At 69.9% G+C, this 16,956-nt stretch carries 13 protein-coding genes; 9 read left to right on the top strand and 4 right to left on the bottom strand.

The window, feature by feature from the left end; all coding sequences use genetic code 11:
- Positions 1-12: 12 nt before the first annotated feature.
- Positions 13-3,321 (top strand): bifunctional lysylphosphatidylglycerol synthetase/lysine--tRNA ligase LysX, encoded by a 3,309-nt coding sequence (gene lysX / locus RPQ07_RS04860; protein WP_313942763.1) that lies wholly within the window; start codon positions 13-15, stop codon positions 3,319-3,321.
- A 101-nt stretch (positions 3,322-3,422) separates the two neighbouring features.
- Positions 3,423-4,280: a polysaccharide deacetylase family protein gene (locus tag RPQ07_RS04855; protein WP_313942762.1), complete on the top strand. Its 858-nt coding sequence runs from the start codon at positions 3,423-3,425 to the stop codon at positions 4,278-4,280.
- A gap of 40 nt (positions 4,281-4,320) precedes the next feature.
- Here RPQ07_RS04855 and RPQ07_RS04850 read toward each other — a convergent pair whose 3' ends face one another.
- Positions 4,321-4,974, bottom strand: a complete 654-nt coding sequence (locus tag RPQ07_RS04850) for a class F sortase (protein WP_313942761.1) — start codon at positions 4,972-4,974, stop codon at positions 4,321-4,323.
- A gap of 322 nt (positions 4,975-5,296) precedes the next feature.
- Here RPQ07_RS04850 and RPQ07_RS04845 point away from each other — a divergent pair, with 322 nt between their 5' ends.
- Positions 5,297-6,124 (top strand): hypothetical protein, encoded by an 828-nt coding sequence (locus RPQ07_RS04845; RefSeq protein WP_313942760.1) that lies wholly within the window; start codon positions 5,297-5,299, stop codon positions 6,122-6,124.
- A 102-nt stretch (positions 6,125-6,226) separates the two neighbouring features.
- Here the strand turns inward: RPQ07_RS04845 and RPQ07_RS04840 are convergent, their stop codons facing one another.
- Positions 6,227-6,748 carry a hypothetical protein gene (locus tag RPQ07_RS04840; protein ID WP_313942759.1) on the bottom strand — a complete coding sequence of 174 codons (522 nt, stop codon included), beginning with the start codon at positions 6,746-6,748 and terminating at the stop codon, positions 6,227-6,229.
- 458 nt (positions 6,749-7,206) lie between these two features.
- On the opposite strand from RPQ07_RS04840, the gene RPQ07_RS04835 reads away from it, so the two are divergent.
- The 3 genes from RPQ07_RS04835 (at position 7,207) to RPQ07_RS04825 (ending at position 11,398) form a co-directional block, all read left to right on the top strand.
- Complete coding sequence (locus tag RPQ07_RS04835) at positions 7,207-8,211, top strand: SCO0930 family lipoprotein (protein WP_313942758.1); 1,005 nt, start codon at positions 7,207-7,209, stop codon at positions 8,209-8,211.
- Positions 8,212-8,420: 209 nt separating this feature from the next.
- Entirely contained in the window at positions 8,421-9,233 is an 813-nt protein-coding gene (locus RPQ07_RS04830) for an SAM-dependent methyltransferase (RefSeq protein WP_313948786.1), read from the top strand.
- The gene (locus RPQ07_RS04825) at positions 9,233-11,398 is read left to right on the top strand and encodes a putative bifunctional diguanylate cyclase/phosphodiesterase (RefSeq protein WP_391843204.1); all 2,166 of its coding nucleotides are present in this window, start codon (positions 9,233-9,235) and stop codon (positions 11,396-11,398) included. Before RPQ07_RS04830 ends, RPQ07_RS04825 begins: the two co-directional genes overlap by 1 nt.
- 58 nt (positions 11,399-11,456) lie before the next feature.
- On the opposite strand, the gene RPQ07_RS04820 is transcribed toward RPQ07_RS04825, so the two are convergent.
- Positions 11,457-12,347: a LysR family transcriptional regulator gene (locus RPQ07_RS04820; protein ID WP_313942756.1), complete on the bottom strand. Its 891-nt coding sequence runs from the start codon at positions 12,345-12,347 to the stop codon at positions 11,457-11,459.
- Between the two features lie 83 nt (positions 12,348-12,430).
- Here RPQ07_RS04820 and RPQ07_RS04815 point away from each other — a divergent pair, with 83 nt between their 5' ends.
- The 3 genes from RPQ07_RS04815 to RPQ07_RS04805 are packed head-to-tail and all read left to right on the top strand — an operon-like array spanning position 12,431 to position 15,836.
- Positions 12,431-13,135 carry a succinate dehydrogenase gene (locus RPQ07_RS04815; RefSeq protein ID WP_313942755.1) on the top strand — a complete coding sequence of 235 codons (705 nt, stop codon included), beginning with the start codon at positions 12,431-12,433 and terminating at the stop codon, positions 13,133-13,135.
- 2 nt (positions 13,136-13,137) lie between these two features.
- Complete coding sequence (locus RPQ07_RS04810) at positions 13,138-15,093, top strand: fumarate reductase/succinate dehydrogenase flavoprotein subunit (protein WP_313942754.1); 1,956 nt, start codon at positions 13,138-13,140, stop codon at positions 15,091-15,093.
- Positions 15,090-15,836, top strand: coding sequence for a succinate dehydrogenase/fumarate reductase iron-sulfur subunit (locus RPQ07_RS04805; RefSeq protein WP_313942753.1), 747 nt, complete (start codon positions 15,090-15,092; stop codon positions 15,834-15,836). Before RPQ07_RS04810 ends, RPQ07_RS04805 begins: the two co-directional genes overlap by 4 nt.
- A 20-nt stretch (positions 15,837-15,856) precedes the next feature.
- Here RPQ07_RS04805 and RPQ07_RS04800 read toward each other — a convergent pair whose 3' ends face one another.
- Positions 15,857-16,879, bottom strand: a complete 1,023-nt coding sequence (locus tag RPQ07_RS04800; RefSeq protein WP_313942752.1) for an MBL fold metallo-hydrolase — start codon at positions 16,877-16,879, stop codon at positions 15,857-15,859.
- Positions 16,880-16,956 lie beyond the last annotated feature (77 nt).

Raw genomic sequence — 16,956 nt, 5'->3', positions numbered from 1 at the left:
TACAGTCTGATCATGAGTGTCACCGTGCAGGAGCCCTCTCAGGCACGCGGCCCCTTGCTGAGCCGGGTCCCGAACGCGTTCGCGATCTTCTTCGGCCTGCTGGGTGTCTACTGCATCCTCATCTCGCTCATCCCGCCCCTGCGCCGCCTGCTCGCGCCCGTCTCGCGCTTCGTCGACCAGGTCGCCGTCCCCGTCAGCGCGAACCTCGCCTACGCCGTCTTCCTGCTGCTGCTCGCCGCGGCCGTCGGCGCCCGCAAGAAGACCGCCTGGTGGCTGGTGGTCGTCTATCTGTCGCTGGTGCTGCTCACCGACATCCTGGGCGTGGCCTTCGACCGTGAATGGGGCTGGGTCGCCAACCTGGTGCTGTGCGCACTCGCGCTGGGCGTGCTCGTCGCGGCCCGCGGAGAGTTCTACGCCAGGACCAGACGCGGGTCCCTGCGCCGAGCCCTGATGGTCCTCGTCCTCGGGCTGGCCGCCGGCGTCCTCGCCGGCTGGGGGCTCGTCGAGCTGTTCCCCGGCTCCCTGCCGCAGTCCCAGCGGCTGGTCTGGTCCGCCAACCGGGTGCTCGGCGGGCTGGCCTCCGCCGGCCAGTTCGACGGCACCCCACCGCGCGGGCTCTACTTCCTGCTCGGTCTGTTCGGCGCGATCGCCCTGCTCTGCGCCGCGGCCACGCTCTTCCGCTCGCAGCGCATGGAAGCCGCTCTGCACGGCGACGAGGAGGACCGGATCCGCGCCCTCCTCGGCGCCTACGGCTCCCAGGACTCGCTCGGCTACTTCGCCACCCGCCGCGACAAGGCCGTCGTCTTCTCGCCCAACGGCAAGGCCGCGGTCACCTACCGCGTCGAGACCGGCGTGGCGCTGGCCAGCGGAGACCCGGTGGGGGACCACGGTGCCTGGCGGCAGGCCATCGACGCCTGGCTGGCGGTGGCCAAGCGCCACGCCTGGGCACCGGCCGTGATGGGAGCGTCCGAGGACGGCGCGAAGATGTTCGCCCGCGCCGGGCTCGGCGCGATCCAGCTCGGTGACGAGGCGATCCTCCAGGTCGCCCGGTTCGACCTGAACGGCCGCGACATGCGGGTCACGCGGCAGGCCGTCAACCGGGTCAAGCGCACGGGGGCGACCACGCGCATCCGCCGGCACTCCGCCCTCACCGACGAGGAGATGCGGCGCGTCGTCGACAAGGCCGACGCCTGGCGGGACACCGAGACCGAACGCGGCTTCTCCATGGCGCTCGACCGGCTCGGCGACCCCGCCGACGGCGACTGCCTTCTCGTCGAGGCCTTCGACGGCGAAGGCCGCCTGACCGCCCTGCTCTCCTTCGTGCCCTGGGGCAGGGACGGCATCTCGCTCGACCTGATGCGCCGCGACCGCGCCGCACCCAACGGCGTCATGGAGTTCATGGTCGCCGAACTCTGCGGGGAGGCCGCGAAGCTCGGCGTCCGCCGCATCTCCCTCAACTTCGCCGTCTTCCGCTCGGCCTTCGAGGAGGGCGCCCGCATCGGTGCGGGCCCCGTTCTGCGGATGTGGCGCAGACTGCTGCTCATCTTCTCCAAGTGGTGGCAGCTGGAGGCGCTCTACCGGTCGAACGTGAAGTACCAGCCGGAGTGGTTCCCGCGCTTCCTCTGCTTCGGCGACGCGGGCTCGCTCGCCCGGGTCGGTCTGGCCTCGGGCATCGCCGAGGGCTTCGTCTCCGTCCCGAGCCTGCGCAAGCGCTTCGGCCGCGGCCGGCCGGGCGCCCGCGCCGGCGTCACCAAGCCGGTCACCACCGAGGGCCTGCCCGCCATCGAGGCGCTGGGGCTCGTGGGTCCGGACTCACCAGCGGAGGAGAGGGAACGGCGGCTGCCCGACCAGGTGCGCGTCCGCCACACCAAATTGGAGCGGCTGCGGGAGGCGGGCATCGATCCGTACCCCGTCGGCGTCCCCCTGCGCACCGACACCCTCGCCGCGATCCGCGCCGCTCACCCCGCTCCGGTACCCGGGAGCCGGACGGGCACCACGGTGACGGTCGCGGGCCGGGTCATGGTCGTACGCGACCTCGGCGGCGTGGTCTTCGCCGTCCTGCGCGACTGGTCCGGTGACCTTCAGCTCGCCTTCACCCGGGACGGTACGGGGGCCCAGGTGCTGGGGTCCTTCACCTCCGACATCGACATCGGCGACCACATCACCGCGACCGGCGAGGTCGGCGCCAGCGACAAGGGCGAGCTGTCGGTCTTCGTGACGGACTGGCGGCTGACCGGCAAGTGCCTGCGCCCGCTGCCCGACAAGCGGCGCGGTCTGGCCGATCCCGAGGCCCGTGTCCGCCGCCGCTATCTGGACCTGGTGTCGAGTCCGGACGCACGGGATGTCGTACGCCGGCGTTCCACCGCGGTCCAGGCACTGCGTCAGGGGCTCCTGGAGCGCGGCTACCTCGAGGTCGAGACCCCGATGCTCCAGCAGATCCACGGAGGCGCCAACGCCCGCCCCTTCACCACCCACATCAACGCCTACGACCTCGACCTGTATCTGCGTATCGCGCCCGAGCTGTATCTGAAGCGGCTGTGCGTCGGCGGTATGGAGAAGGTCTTCGAGATGGGCCGTACCTTCCGCAACGAAGGCGTCTCCTACAAGCACAACCCCGAGTTCACCATGCTGGAGGCCTACCAGGCCTTCGCCGACTACGACGTGATGCTCGATCTGACCCGGGAACTCATCCAGGGAGCGGCGACCGCGGCCTTCGGCTCGCCTGTCGCCCACAAGGCGGACCGCGACGGCAAGCTCGTCGAACACGACATCTCCGGCCCGTGGCCGGTCAAGACGCTCTACGGAGCGGTGTCCGAGGCGCTCGGCGAGGAGATCGACGCCGACACCGAGGAGACCGCGCTGCGCCGGCTGTGCGACGGGGCGGGTGTGCCGCACACACCCGACGACACCCGCGGCGACGTGGTGCTGGAGATGTACGAGCGCCTGGTCGAGGAGCGGACCGTGATGCCGACGTTCTACAAGGACTTCCCGACCGATGTCTCGCCGCTGACCCGGCAGCACCGGCGCGACCCGCGGCTCGCGGAGCGGTGGGACCTGGTCGCCTTCGGCACGGAACTGGGCACCGCCTACTCCGAGCTGACCGACCCGGTGGAACAGCGGCGCAGGCTCACCGCTCAGTCCCTGCTCGCGGCGGGTGGCGACCCGGAAGCCATGGAGATCGACGAGGACTTCCTGGACGCGCTGGAGTACGCGATGCCGCCGACCGGGGGACTGGGCATCGGCGTCGACCGGCTCGTCATGTTCCTCACCGGACTGACCATTCGCGAGACTCTGCCCTTCCCTCTCGTACGCCGGAACTGATCTCGTCCGTCCGTCCGAACAGCCCGCCTCGAACGGGTACTTTCGCGACCGCCCGCGTGTTGATACGGCGTGCCGGACAAGAGCCGTGCGAGCAGTTGGTCATGAAAAAGGATCAGATGCTTCCGGGGCGTCGGTCGGCGCTCCGCATCGTCGCCTGTCTCGGCGCTGCCGCCACGGCGGGGCTGCTCGTCACCGAACGGTCGGGGACATCGGGCGGGGCGGCCGCCACCCGCCCGGCAGGCGGCCCCCAGATCGCCTCCGGCCCCCGGGCGGCCACCGGTCCGTCCGTCCGGGCATCCGCGTACCGGCTGCAGCCCATGACGGCGTACGCCCCGCCGAGGTACCGGCGGGCCCTGCCGCCGGTGCGTCAGCGCCCGTTCCTCAGGATGTCGGAGGCCGGCCGGACCATGGTCCTGACCTTCGACGACGGCCCCGACCCGCGCTACACCCCGGACATCCTGCGCACCCTGCGCGAGTACGACGTGCGCGCGATGTTCTTCGTCTGCGGCGAGATGGCCACCGACAACCGTGATCTGCTCCGCAGGATGGCCGACGACGGTCATGTGGTGGGCAACCACTCCTGGTCCCATCCGCTGATCACGAAGCTGCCGCCGTCCGGCATCCGCAGCGAACTGGGCCGCACCAGCGAGGTGATCGACGACGTACTCGGCAGACCCCCGCTCTGGTACCGGGCCCCCTTCGGGGCCTGGAACAAGCACTCCTTCGAAATCGGTGCCGAACTCGGCATGGAGCCGCTGGCCTGGACGGTCGACACGCTCGACTGGACCGAGCCCGGCACGAGGACGATCGTGCGCCGGGTGATGGAGGGTGCCGGGCCCGGAGTGGTGGTCCTCTCGCACGACGCCGGCGGCGACCGCGCGCAGAGCGTGGCCGCCCTGCGCAGCTATCTGCCGAAGCTGCTGGACGACGGGTACCGGATCACGGTCCCCCGGCGCTGAGCGGCTCGCGGCGGCTGCCCGAGGCGCAAGGCGCCGGAGGTCAGAGGGACTTGACCATCCGTGCGAACACGACGACGTTGCCGTCGTAACCCTGCGTCTTCGAGTAGCCGCCGCCGCAGGTGATGACCCGGAGCTCGGCGTAGCCGGTGTCGCCGTAGACGCGGCTGCCGGGGAAGTTCTCCTTGGAGAACACCTCCACGCCGTACACCTCGAAGACGGCCGTCTTGCCGTCGAACCGGCTCACCTCGATGCGTCCGCCCTTCTCGAGCGAACCGAGGCCGTAGAAGACGGCCGGGCCCGAGAGGTTGTCGACATGGCCGACGACGACCGCGGTTCCGCGCTGGCCGGGGGCGACACCGTTCTGGTACCAGCCGGCCATGTTCGGATCCTCGGGCGGCGGTGCCTCGATCCAGCCGTCGGGGTCCAGGCCGACGTTCATGAGCGGGGCGTCGACGTCGATCGAGGGGATGTGCACCCGGGCCGCGGGGGCGTAGCTGAGGGCCTTCGGGGTGAGGAGGGGGGTGAACGTTTCGCCGCTGGGCCGGGCGAGTGACGCCGCCGCGGCCGGCTGGGGCGGACCCAGGCCGACGTCGACCCCGTTCTTCATCATCGCGATCCCCGTGAGCATCACCAGGGCCACCACGCCCCAGGGCGAGCGTTTCCTCGACACCGAGCCGTTGTAGTCCTCGCCCATGATTCTCCCTTTTGTCATCTTTTCCAGGCGCCTGTAGGCACGCTAAGTGAGCGTCACGGGACTGGCGAGGAGGGAAGAGCGAACGGGTGGCGAGGGCCAGTCGGCGTGACCCATCCGTGTCACCGGGCCGATAAAACTTCTGACGGTCTGTGACCTGCGGGTCCGTCAGTCGCGAGGGCGTGTCGTCGGCGTGTCGTCTCACCGGGGTGGACCAGCGCCGACATGCGGAGAAAGGTGCACACAGTGAGGGTTCGTCATGGAAGGCGTACTCGTCGAATTTCCCGGGGCGCCGCTTCGGAGCGTCTTCCGCTGGAGGTTCACGATGCGTGCTTCACGCACTCTCGCAGTGGCCGCGGCCGCGTGCGTGGCCGTCGGGCTGTCTGCCCCGCTGGCCGCCGCCGGCGGTGACAGCAACAACAATGACAACAGCCCGATCAGCGTCTCCGTCAACCCGCGGTCGGTCCACCAGGGCGGCACGCTGACAATCAGCGTCCGGGGCTGCAGCCGGGGCGGCACGGTGACGTCCAACGCCTTCCGTCAGGTCCACCTCTCGGAGAACCGCGGCGGTATCGCGACGGCGATCGCCCGGATCAACGACAACGCCTCGCCGGGCCAGTACAACCTGGCCGTCCGGTGCAACAACACTGCCGGTAACAAGGGCAGCAGCAACAACTACCACGGGAACGACAACGACCGCGGTAACGGCAACGACCGTGGTAACGGGAACGACAACGACCGCGGTAACGGCAACGACAACGGCCGCGGTAACGACAACGGCGGCAACAACAACCAGGGCAACAACAACCAGGGCAACAACAACGGCAACGGGAACCACAACAACGGCAACGGCAACGGCAACAACCAGGGCAACAACAACAACAACCAGAACAACAACAACCACAACAACGGCAACAACCAGAACAACAACAACAACTTCAATAACAACAACAACTTCAACAACAACAACCAGACGGTGGCGACGGCGCAGTTCACCGTTCTCACGGGCAGGGGCGCGCAGGGTGGTCTCGGCGGCTCGGTCGCGCCCAGCTCGGCCGAGATGGCGGTCGGAGCGGGCCTCGTCGTCACGGCGGCCGTCGGCGGCACGCTGTTCATCGCCCGTCGCCGCCGCACGATCAGCGGCAAGGCCTGACCGGCCGAACCTCCCCGGTCGAGCTGAACCGCCCGTCGCCCCGAGTCCTGGCCAGGACTCGGGGCGACGGGCGTTGACGGTACGGGGGGAGTGGCGTGCCGGTCAGTGCCGGCGGTCGGCCACCCGCCTGCGGAGTACGAAGACGGTCGCGGTGGCGGCGGCCAGGACGAGTCCGGCGCCCGCGGCGATCTCGCCGCGGTCCAGGCCTCCGACACTGCCGCCGAGCCCGCCCTGGACGCCCTGAGGCGTCGTGGTGACGGTGGAGCCGGTCGTCGGCGTGGAGCGGCCGCCCGCGATGGTGAGGTTGAAGGTGCCCCGGTCGTTGCCGCAGTTGAACTGCACGGAGTACTGGGCGCCCGGCCTGGCGTCGGAGTCCACCACGGCGGAGGCGGAGGTGCCGGGCTGAATGGTCACGGCGTCGAAGACGCCGGACGAGGCATAGGCCGTGGTGTCGCAGCCGCTGGCGGACAGATTGACACGCCCGCCCGCGGAGACCGTCGAGGGGCTGACGGTGAATAGCGGCGAGGTCTGCTTGGCGTCGTCGTCGGCCACCGCGAAGGGGGCGGCCAAGGCGAGAGAAGCCGCTCCCAGCAGAGTGGCTGTTGCGGCACGTATCGCGCGCATGGTGAATCCTCCGGTCCCCGAGGAGCAGGCGCGGAACCGATTTCCACAAAAGGCAGAGAATGCCCCTCGATGAGCGAAACGCTAGGAGTGAGGGGTGCGCGCCGCGATCGCTGTCCGGCGAATGGGTTATTCGTTCCCCCGGCTGGAGGACATCTGAGCGTGTCGCACGGTCCCGGCCGGTGCCGGATGGGAAAGGGGGTCCCGCTGCCCGCTGCCCGCTGCCCGCCGCCGCCGGTGCGGGGCCCTCACGGTGTGACAGGTGCAGCGGGTGGGGCGGATGAGATCGAGCCATTCCGCGCGGAGGCATGCCCGCCGCCTACGGAACGCGGACGTTCACATCGGCGCTCCGGAAGATTTTCTCAGCCTCGTTGAACACTGAGCGGCTCCCTGTCCGTACCTAGAGCCATGAACGGCGCACCCAGGCGTCGCAACAGGCTCAGAGGACAACAGGAGTGGACATGAACACCTGGCGTAACGCCTCGCTCGCGGTGACTGCGGCGGCCGTACTCGCGCTGACGACGGCGTGCGGTCAGGAACAGGGTACGCAGACGCCCAACGGTCAGGCCGTCGGCGCGGCCAACCCGGCAGGCCAGCAGCCCGGCAGCGGCGGATACGGATCCGACTACGGTTCCGGCGCCGGTTCGAACGCTCAGGGAGCGGCGGCCAAGCCGGCCGGCCAGCTCGCCGTCTGGGACAGCAAGCAACTCGGCAAGGTCGTCACGGACAGCGCCGGTCTCACGCTCTACCGCTTCGACAAGGACACCGCCTCGCCGCCGAAGTCCAGCTGCGAGGGCGAGTGCGCCAAGACCTGGCCCGTGGTGGCGGCCGGCGGAGCCTCCGCCGCTCCCGGGATCGACGCCGCGCTGATCGGTGAGGTCACCCGGTCCGACGGCTCCAAGCAGCTCACCATCGGCGGCTGGCCGATGTACCGCTACGCCAAGGACACCAAGGCGGGCGACGCCAAGGGTCAGGGCGTCGGCGGTACCTGGTACGCCTCTGCCCCCGACGGAAAGAAGGCGGGCGGCGGCGCGGCGGCCGGCTCCGGTGGCGGTGCGGACTACGGCGACGGCGGCGCCGAGGCCGGCGGTCAGCCCGCCGACCAGGCGGGACTGTCCACCCGCAAAGACGCCAAGCTCGGTGAGATCGTCGTCGACAAGAACGGTATGACGGTCTACCGGTTCATGAAGGACAGCGCATGGCCGATGAAGACGGCCTGCACCGGCGAATGCCTCAAGAAGTGGCCGGTTGTCGCCCCCGTCTCCAAGAACGACACCAAGGGAATCCTGAAGAAGGGCTTCGTCACCTTCGACCGCCCCGACGGCGTCAAGCAGCAGACGATCGACTGCTGGCCGATCTACACCTTCGCGGGTGACGCCAAGCCCGGAGACACCAACGGACAGGGTGTCGGCGGTACCTGGTACGTGGTGAGCCCGGAGGGCAAGCCGGTCGGAGCGCCCAAGTAGTCCCCACGCAGCGCCTCCGGCCTCAGCCGGCCCGTCTCACGCCCCCCGCGTGATGGCGGGCCGGTTGTCGTCGCGTTGTTGTGTGACCAAGAACGGACCGCGAATTTCCGTTTGGGCTCGCCCTCTTGGCGGGCGATCAGTAGCCTCGGCTCGAACAACTGGCCATGGACATGGCCGACTTCCCCCGTGGCGACTTGTTGGAGACATCGATGGAGCGTCCCGCCTGGGCCCCGCAGGGCATCGACATTTCGGTGCCGAGCGTGTCCCGCATTTACGACTACTACCTGGGCGGTTCGCACAATTTCGAGGTCGACCGGGAGGCCGCCCGCAAGGCGATGGCGTTCCTTCCTGGCCTGCCGAAGATCATGCAGGCGAACCGCGCCTTCATGCGGCGGGCCGTGCGATACGCGGTGAACGAGGGCGTCACACAGTTCCTCGACATCGGCTCGGGCATTCCGACGTTCGGCAACGTCCACGAAGTGGCCCAGAACGCCTCCGACGACGCACGCGTGGTCTACGTCGACCATGACCAGGTCGCCGTCGCCCACGGCCGGGCCGTGCTCGAAGGGAACACCCGGGCGACCGTGGTCTCCGCCGATCTGCGCAAGCCGCGGCAGATCCTGGACAGTTCCGAGGTCTCCTCGATGCTCGATCTGCGGCAGCCGGTGGCGCTTCTGCTGGTCGCCGTGCTCCACTTCATCGAGGACGCGGACGATCCGATCGCCGCGGTGACGGAGCTGCGGGAGGCACTGGCGCCCGGCAGCCTCCTCATCCTCACCCACGCCTCGTACGACGGAGTCCCGGTGCCCGAGGAGCGGGCGGTCGGTGCCGTCGACGTCTACCGGGACATCCGCAATCCGCTGGTCATGCGTTCGCGCGAGGAGATCGCGCGATTCTTCGAGGGGTACGAGATGGTCGAGCCCGGTCTGGTGTCCATGCCCCTCTGGCGCCCCGACGCCCCCGCCGAGCAGGAGGACCCATACGCCTTTTCTGGCTTCGCCGGGGTGGGGCGCAGGGCGTGATGGCACCGTCGCAGGCGGCGGGTTCCGCGGCGGACCCGGACGGTCTCGAGGACAGACTCCGCAGGTTCGCGACGATATGGAGCCGCGCCGTCTTCCCCGTGACGGCGACCTCGCTGACCCGTATCGAGGTCGAGCAGCATCTGCTGCCGCTCGCGCGGCAGTTGAGCGAGTCGCTGCACGGCCGCACCTTCGATCCGCAGGCCGCTCAGCGGATCGGCGTCGCCCTCGTCGACGCCCACTGCACCGATCCGGAAGCGCTCAGCCGCACCCTCGGCGTCATCGACTCCTATCTGGTGCTCTACTGCGGCAGCGGAGAGATCGAGCAGACGGCCGAGGAGAGCCGCGCGCGGTGCGCCCGGCTCCAGCACGCACTGGCCGCCGGTTTCGCGCAGGGCCTTCGCGAGCGCACACTCGCCGAGCAGGAGGCCATCGCACGCTCCTCGCTCCAGGCGCGCACGGACGCGGTCGAGGCGCTGCACGCCACCGAGACCCGGTTCCGCGCGGTCTTCGAGGGGGCGGCGATCGGTATCGGCATCGCCGACCTCGAAGGCAACATCCTCGAGGTGAACGGGACCCTGCTGCGCATGTTCGGCGGTCTCGAGAACCATGTGCGCGGCAAGAAGGTCACCGACTGGTCGCACCCCGAGGACCGGCCCCATGTCTGGCAGCTGCACCGGGAGTTGGTGAAGGGCGAGCGTGAGCACTTCCACGTCGAGAAGCCCTTCTACCGCAACGACGGCACCGTGCTGTGGACCAACCTGACGGTCTCCTTGCTGCGCGACCCCGACGGCCGTCCGCAGTACCAGCTCGCGCTGATGGAGGACACCACGGAGCGGCGGCTGCTCAACCTGCGGCTGCGCTACGAGGCCACCCACGACGCCCTCACCGGCCTGCCGAACCGGACGCTGTTCTTCGAGCGGCTGGAGAAGGCGCTCGCGGCGAGCGAGGGTTCCCGGTTCGGGCTGTGCTACCTCGACCTCGACGGCTTCAAGGCCATCAACGACAGCCTCGGCCACGCCGCCGGCGACCGGCTGCTGGTGGAGGTGGCCGACCGGCTGCAGAGCTGCGCCACCGCGCCGGGCGAGATGGTGGCCAGGCTCGGCGGCGACGAGTTCGTCGCCCTGACCACCGGACCCGACACCGAGAGCCAGGTCGACGAACTCGCGGCCCGCATCCTCGCCGTCCTCGGTTCGCCGATCCGGGTCGACGGGCGGGAGTTCACGGTCCGCGGCAGCATCGGTATCGTCGAGGGACCCGCCGGTGAGCGGACCACCGCCGAGGTGCTCCGGAGCGCCGACATCACGATGTACCGGGCCAAGTCGGCGGGCGGCAACCGCTTCGAGCTCGCCGATCCGGAGGCGGACGCCCGTGCGATCACCCGGCACGGGCTGACGACCGCGCTGCCCGCAGCGCTGGAGCGCGGCGAGTTCTTCATCGAGTACCAGCCGCTGGTGCACCTCGGCGACGGCACGGTGCACGGGGCCGAGGCGCTCGTGCGCTGGTGCCATCCGCAGCACGGGGTCCTCGGTCCCGACCAGTTCATCCCGCTCGCCGAACACACCGGTCTCATCGTGCCGCTCGGCCGCTGGGTGCTCCAGGAGTCCGTACGCCAGGCGAGGTACTGGCAGGAGCGGCACAGCGACGGTGGCCCGCTGCGGATCAACGTCAATCTGTCGCCGACCCAGCTCCACCACCCCGGACTGGTCGCCGACACCGTCGATGTCCTGGAACGCTCCGGGCTGGAACCGGGCGCACTGTGCCTGGAGGTCACCGAGTCCGCGCTCATCGGCGCGAACGAGGATCTGCTGAAGCCGCTGCGCCAACTCGCCGAGATGGGCGTCGACATAGCGCTCGACGACTTCGGTACGGGCTACTCCAACCTCGCCAATCTGCGCCGGCTGCCGGTCAGTGTCCTCAAACTCGACCGCTCCTTCACCCAGGGGATGCAGCGCCATCCTGCCGACCCGGTCGACCTGAAGATCGTCGAGGGCATCGTCACCCTGGCGCACAGCCTGGAGCTGGCCGTCACGGTGGAGGGCGTGGAGACCGGGGCGCAGGCGGAACAGCTGCGGGAGCTCGGCTGCGACACGGCCCAGGGCTGGTACTACGCCAGGCCCGGGCCGCCGGACAAGCTGCACGCGCTGTCGATGGCCGACGCGGTGTAGCGGGGGCACCCGGCCGAGGGTCCCGCCGGTGCTTCGACCGCATCCTCGGCACCACCCGTCAGAGCACCGCCGCCCGTGAGCCGAACAGCACCTTCTGGAGCTCACGGGCCGCACGCGGCGGTGCCACGTCGCTGCGGTGGGCCAGCGCGATGGTGCGGCGCAGCCCGGGAGGTGCCAGCGGTGTGACCCGCAGGTCGGGACCCGCGCGGCCGGCCACCATGCTGGGCACCACGGCGACGCCGAGACCTGCCCGTACGAAACCCAGCACGGCGTCCATCTCGCCGCCCTCGACGGTGAAGGCCGGCTCGAAGCCTTCGGCGCGGCATGCGGCCACGGTGAGTTCCCGCAGGTCGTAGCCGTGCCGGAACATCACCAGCGGTTGATCGCGCAGATCGGCGATGCGTACGGGGCTGCGCGGCGGCTTCGCCGTGGCCGCCGACACCACCACCAGGTCCTCCCGCAGCAGTTCCACGGTGGTCAGGGCGGGGGAGGCGGGCGGCAGCGGCAGGACGATCAGTGCCAGATCGAGTGCGCCGCGTGCCAGCTCGCGTACGAGGTCGTGCGAGCCGCCTTCCTCGATCAGCAGCTCGATCCCCGGATGCCGGTCGTGGAAGACGCGCAGGACGTCCGGGAGGAGGCCCGTGCACAGACTCGGAGTGGCTCCCAGCCGCACCCGGCCGCGCCGTAGCTGGACCAGTTCCTGCACCTCGTGCCGCGCGGTGTCGGCGTCAGCGAGGATACGGCGGGCGAGCGGCAGCAGCGCCTCTCCGGCCTCGGTGAGCGCGATGTTTCCGCGGGCGCGGCTGAACAGGGTCGCGCCCAGCTCCTTCTCCAGCGCCCGGATCTGCTGGGAGAGCGAGGGCTGGGACACATGGACGCGCTCGGCGGCGTGCGTGAAGTGCCGGGTCTCGGCGACCGCGACGAAGTAGAGGAGCTGCTGGAACTGCATGGGACCCATGATAGGTGATGCCTATGGAGATCAGCAGGATCATGTCTTGGACCTCTGGAGGTTCCCGGACGTAGCGTCCTTGCATGGCTCTGGCAACGCGGACGGACCGAAAACCGTCGCCCCCGCGCACCTTCTGGGGATCGACGATCGGCAAGAAGACGGTCATGGCCGTGAGCGGCCTGATCATGCTCGGGTATCTCGTCGCCCACGTCCTCGGCAACCTCAAGGTCTTCTTCGGGCCCGGTGAGTTCAACGGCTACGCGCACTGGCTCCGTACGCTGGGAGAGCCCTTCCTCCACTACGAGTGGGCGCTGTGGGGTGTCCGTCTCCTGCTGGTCGCCGCCGTGGTCGCGCACGCGGTCTCCGCCTACCAGCTCAGCAGGCGTGACATCAAGGCCCGGCCGGACCGCTACGTCCACCGCCGCAAGCGCGCGAGCTACGCCACCCGCACCATGCGCTGGGGCGGCATCATCGTCGCGCTGTTCATCGTCTGGCACCTCCTCGACCTGACCACCCTCACGGTCAACGAGCACGCACAGCCCGGCCATCCCTACGAGAACGTCGTCGCCACCTTCTCCACCTGGTACGGCAACGTCATCTACATCGTCGCGATGCTGGCCGTGGGCCTGCACATCAGACACGGCTTCTGGAGTGCGGCCCAGACGCTCGGCGTCGGCAACGCCGCCCGGGACCGCGCACTCAAGACCCTCGCAGGCGGGCTCGCGCTGGTGCTGACCGCGGGCTTCATCGCCGTACCCGTCGGCGTCATGACCGGAGTGGTGAAGTGACCATGAACTCCATCGACTACGCGGCCTTCACGACCGGCGATCCGATCGCCGACACCAAGGCACCCGAAGGACCCATCGCCGAGCGCTGGGACCGCCGCCGCTTCGAGGCCCGGCTGGTCAACCCCGCCAACCGCCGCAAGCACACCGTCATCGTCGTCGGCACCGGCCTCGCCGGCGGAGCCGCCGGCGCGACACTCGCCGAACAGGGCTACCACGTCGAGCAGTTCTGCTATCAGGACTCGCCCCGCCGGGCCCACTCCATCGCCGCGCAGGGCGGCATCAACGCGGCCAAGAACTACCGCAACGACGGCGACTCGATCCACCGCCTCTTCTACGACACCGTCAAGGGCGGCGACTTCCGGGCGCGCGAGTCCAACGTGCACCGGCTCGCACAGATCTCCGTGGAGATCATCGACCAGTGCGTGGCCCAGGGCGTGCCGTTCGCCCGCGAGTACGGCGGGCTGCTCGACACCCGTTCCTTCGGCGGCGTCCAGGTCTCCCGCACCTTCTACGCCCGCGGCCAGACCGGCCAGCAGTTGCTGCTCGGCGCGTACCAGGCCCTGTCCCGGCAGATCGCCGCCGGCACGGTGAACCTGCACGCCCGCACCGAGATGCTCGATCTGATCGTCATCGACGGACGGGCCCGCGGCATCGTGGCCCGGGACCTGATCACGGGCGAGATCACCAGCCACTTCGCCGACGCGGTGGTCCTCGCCACCGGCGGCTACGGCAACGTCTTCTACCTGTCGACGAACGCCATGAACTCCAACGCCACCGCGGTGTGGCGCGCCCACCGGCGCGGCGCCCTGTTCGCCAACCCCTGCTTCACCCAGATCCACCCCACCTGCATCCCGCGTACCGGCGACCACCAGTCGAAGCTGACCCTGATGAGCGAGTCGCTGCGCAACGACGGCCGGATCTGGGTCCCGAAGGCGCGCGGTGACCAGCGGTCGGCGAATGAGATCCCCGAGGACGAGCGGGACTACTACCTGGAGCGGATCTACCCCGCCTTCGGCAACCTCGTCCCGCGCGACATCGCCTCACGGGCCGCGAAGAACGTCTGCGACGAGGGCCGCGGCGTCGGCCCCGGCGGCCAGGGCGTCTACCTCGACTTCGCCGACGCCATCGGCCGTATGGGCCGGGCGAAGGTCGAGGAGAAGTACGGCAACCTCTTCGAGATGTACGAGCGGATCACCGCCGAGAACCCGTACGAGGTCCCCATGCGGATCTACCCTGCCGTGCACTACACGATGGGCGGACTGTGGGTCGACTACGACCTGCAGACCACCGTGCCCGGACTGTTCGCCATCGGCGAGGCCAACTTCTCCGACCACGGCGCCAACCGGCTCGGCGCCTCCGCCCTGATGCAGGGCCTCGCCGACGGCTACTTCGTCCTGCCGTCCACCATCAACGACTATCTGGCGCGCACACCCCTGGACGGTTCGCCGGACGCGTCGCACCCCGCGGTCGCCGAGGTGCTCGCCGAGACCGAGGACCGGCTGAACCTGCTGCTCTCCGTGGACGGCGACCGCACCCCCGACTCCTTCCACCGCGAACTCGGCGAGCTGATGTGGGAGTTCTGCGGCATGGCCCGTACCGACGAAGGGCTGCGCAAGGCGCTCGACCGCATCCCGCAGATCCGTGAGGAGTTCTGGCGCCGCATCAAGGTGCCCGGTACCGAAGAAGAGTTCAACCAGTCGCTGGAGAAGGCCAACCGGATCGTCGACTACCTGGAACTCGCCGAGCTGATGTGCCTCGACGCCCTCCACCGCGCCGAATCCTGCGGCGGTCACTTCCGTGAGGAGTCCCAGACCGCCGACGGTGAGGCCGAGCGGAGGGACGACACCTACGCGTACGCCGCGGCCTGGGAGTTCACGGCCACCGGCCGGGCGCCCGTCCTGCACAAGGAAGACCTCGTCTTCGACTACGTCCACCCCACCCAGCGGAGCTACGCATGAAGCTCAACCTGCGCGTGTGGCGTCAGCACAGCGCCGACGCACCCGGCGCCATGGCCACCTACGAGGTCGACGGCATCTCCCCGGACATGTCGTTCCTGGAGATGCTCGACACCCTCAACGAAGAGCTCATCCTGCGCGGTGAGGACCCGGTCGCCTTCGACCACGACTGCCGCGAGGGCATCTGCGGTGCCTGTTCCCTGGTCATCAACGGCGACGCCCACGGGCCGGAACGCACCACCACCTGCCAGCTCCACATGCGCTCGTTCCGGGACGGCGACACCATCGACGTCGAGCCGTGGCGCGCCTCCGCCTTCCCCGTCGTCAAGGACCTGGTGGTGGACCGCTCGGCCTTCGACCGGATCATCCAGGCCGGCGGGTACATCACCGCGCCCACCGGAGCCGCACCCGAGGCGCATGCCACGCCGGTGCCCAAGCCGGACGCCGACTTCGCCTTCGAGCACGCCGAGTGCATCGGGTGCGGCGCCTGCGTCGCGGCCTGCCCGAACGGCTCGGCGATGCTCTTCACCTCCGCGAAGATCAACCACCTCAATGTGCTGCCGCAGGGCGCACCCGAGCGCGAGACCCGGGTGCTGGACATGGTGGCGACGATGGACGAGGAGGGTTTCGGAGGCTGCACCCTCACGGGGGAGTGCGCGACCGCCTGCCCCAAGGGCATTCCGCTGCCGTCCATCGCCGCCATGAACAAGGAGTGGCTGCGCGCGAACCGCAAGGTCCGGCGCTAGAACGCCTGCGGGGGTGCGGATCAGCCCGTGGGCGGCAGGGCCCGCATGTCCCCTCCGAAGTCCGTCCCGTAGTCGGGGACGACCACCCTCGACGCGGGACTGAGCCGCCGGACCTCGGCGACGAAGGCGTCCAGATCGATGGACGGGTCGCGCTGGGGCGGAGAGGCGAGCGGCTTCTCGAAGTTGTCCCAGTGCACGGGCACGACCGTCGCCGGGTGGTCGAGTGCCTCCAGCAGCCGGGGCAGATAGCGGTACGTGGACGGGGACGCGGGCGTCGCTGCCATCAGGACGTCCGGCCGCAGGCCCTGTGCCGACCGCTCGTCGAGGTCGCTCGCCCCCATGAGGAAGAGCGAGGGGCCGCCGTCCACCGTCACCTGGAAGGCGAGGGTGTCGCCCTCCGGCAGGTCGGAGATCGTCCGCGGTGCGCGGTGGGGCGGGGCGTTGAGGGTGCCGGGGGCGAAGTAGGAGTAGGAGGCGTTGCGGCTGTGCCGGCTGGACACGACCTCGACGCTGTAGCCGTCGAAGGCCAGCACCTCACCCCCCTTGACCACGCTGATCTGCGCCGCGTCGACACCGAGCGCCCGCAGCACGTGGTACGTCGTCTCGGTGCCGATGACCCGAGCGCCCGTGGACTTCGCGATATGGGGGACGTCGTTGATGTGGTCCCAGTGCGTGTGGCTGACCAGCACCACCTCCGGCCGGCCGGCGTGCCGGTCGACCAGCGCGTGGTCCGTCGTCAGTTTCGTCTTCGCGTCGAAACCGCCCTTGGGGCCGAACAGCCCCGTGGTGAAGCGGGTGATGTACGGGTCGAACAGCACGGTCCGGGCTCCGATGCCGATACGCCAGCCGGAGGTGCCCAGCCACCGCAGCACGGCCGTGCCCGCCTGCGGGGTGGAGGCGGCACGGGGCGCCGACGCTCCGCCCGGTCCCGTCGCACCGGCGCCGGTGGCGGAGAGCAGTGGTGCGGCCGCACCCAGGGCCGCGCCCCGCAGCAGCGTGCGCCGGACGACCTCACGCCGTGAGCCGGTCTCTCGGTCACTCATGGATTCGCTCATACGACGCAGAAGATCAGCACCTCGCTACGCCCGTCCAAGACCGGGAACGCCCGCCTGCCATACCC

Origin of the sequence: Streptomyces sp. AM8-1-1 (assembly GCF_032229325.1) — a bacterium.
Lineage (GTDB): Bacteria > Actinomycetota > Actinomycetes > Streptomycetales > Streptomycetaceae > Streptomyces > Streptomyces achmelvichensis.
The sequence above is the reverse complement of the archived record's forward strand: the minus strand, read 5'-3'. Positions and strand labels throughout refer to the sequence as shown.

Coding starts and splice junctions, on each gene's coding strand:
- RPQ07_RS04845 (WP_313942760.1), top strand. CDS start 5,297: ATGCGTGCTTCACGCACTCTCGCAGTGGCCGCGGCCGCGTGCGTGGCC.
- RPQ07_RS04840 (WP_313942759.1), bottom strand. CDS start 6,748: ATGCGCGCGATACGTGCCGCAACAGCCACTCTGCTGGGAGCGGCTTCT.
- RPQ07_RS04835 (WP_313942758.1), top strand. CDS start 7,207: ATGAACACCTGGCGTAACGCCTCGCTCGCGGTGACTGCGGCGGCCGTA.
- RPQ07_RS04830 (WP_313948786.1), top strand. CDS start 8,421: ATGGAGCGTCCCGCCTGGGCCCCGCAGGGCATCGACATTTCGGTGCCG.
- RPQ07_RS04855 (WP_313942762.1), top strand. CDS start 3,423: ATGAAAAAGGATCAGATGCTTCCGGGGCGTCGGTCGGCGCTCCGCATC.
- RPQ07_RS04810 (WP_313942754.1), top strand. CDS start 13,138: ATGAACTCCATCGACTACGCGGCCTTCACGACCGGCGATCCGATCGCC.
- RPQ07_RS04820 (WP_313942756.1), bottom strand. CDS start 12,347: ATGCAGTTCCAGCAGCTCCTCTACTTCGTCGCGGTCGCCGAGACCCGG.
- RPQ07_RS04800 (WP_313942752.1), bottom strand. CDS start 16,879: ATGAGTGACCGAGAGACCGGCTCACGGCGTGAGGTCGTCCGGCGCACG.
- RPQ07_RS04805 (WP_313942753.1), top strand. CDS start 15,090: ATGAAGCTCAACCTGCGCGTGTGGCGTCAGCACAGCGCCGACGCACCC.
- lysX (WP_313942763.1), top strand. CDS start 13: ATGAGTGTCACCGTGCAGGAGCCCTCTCAGGCACGCGGCCCCTTGCTG.
- RPQ07_RS04815 (WP_313942755.1), top strand. CDS start 12,431: ATGGCTCTGGCAACGCGGACGGACCGAAAACCGTCGCCCCCGCGCACC.
- RPQ07_RS04850 (WP_313942761.1), bottom strand. CDS start 4,974: ATGGGCGAGGACTACAACGGCTCGGTGTCGAGGAAACGCTCGCCCTGG.
- RPQ07_RS04825 (WP_391843204.1), top strand. CDS start 9,233: ATGGCACCGTCGCAGGCGGCGGGTTCCGCGGCGGACCCGGACGGTCTC.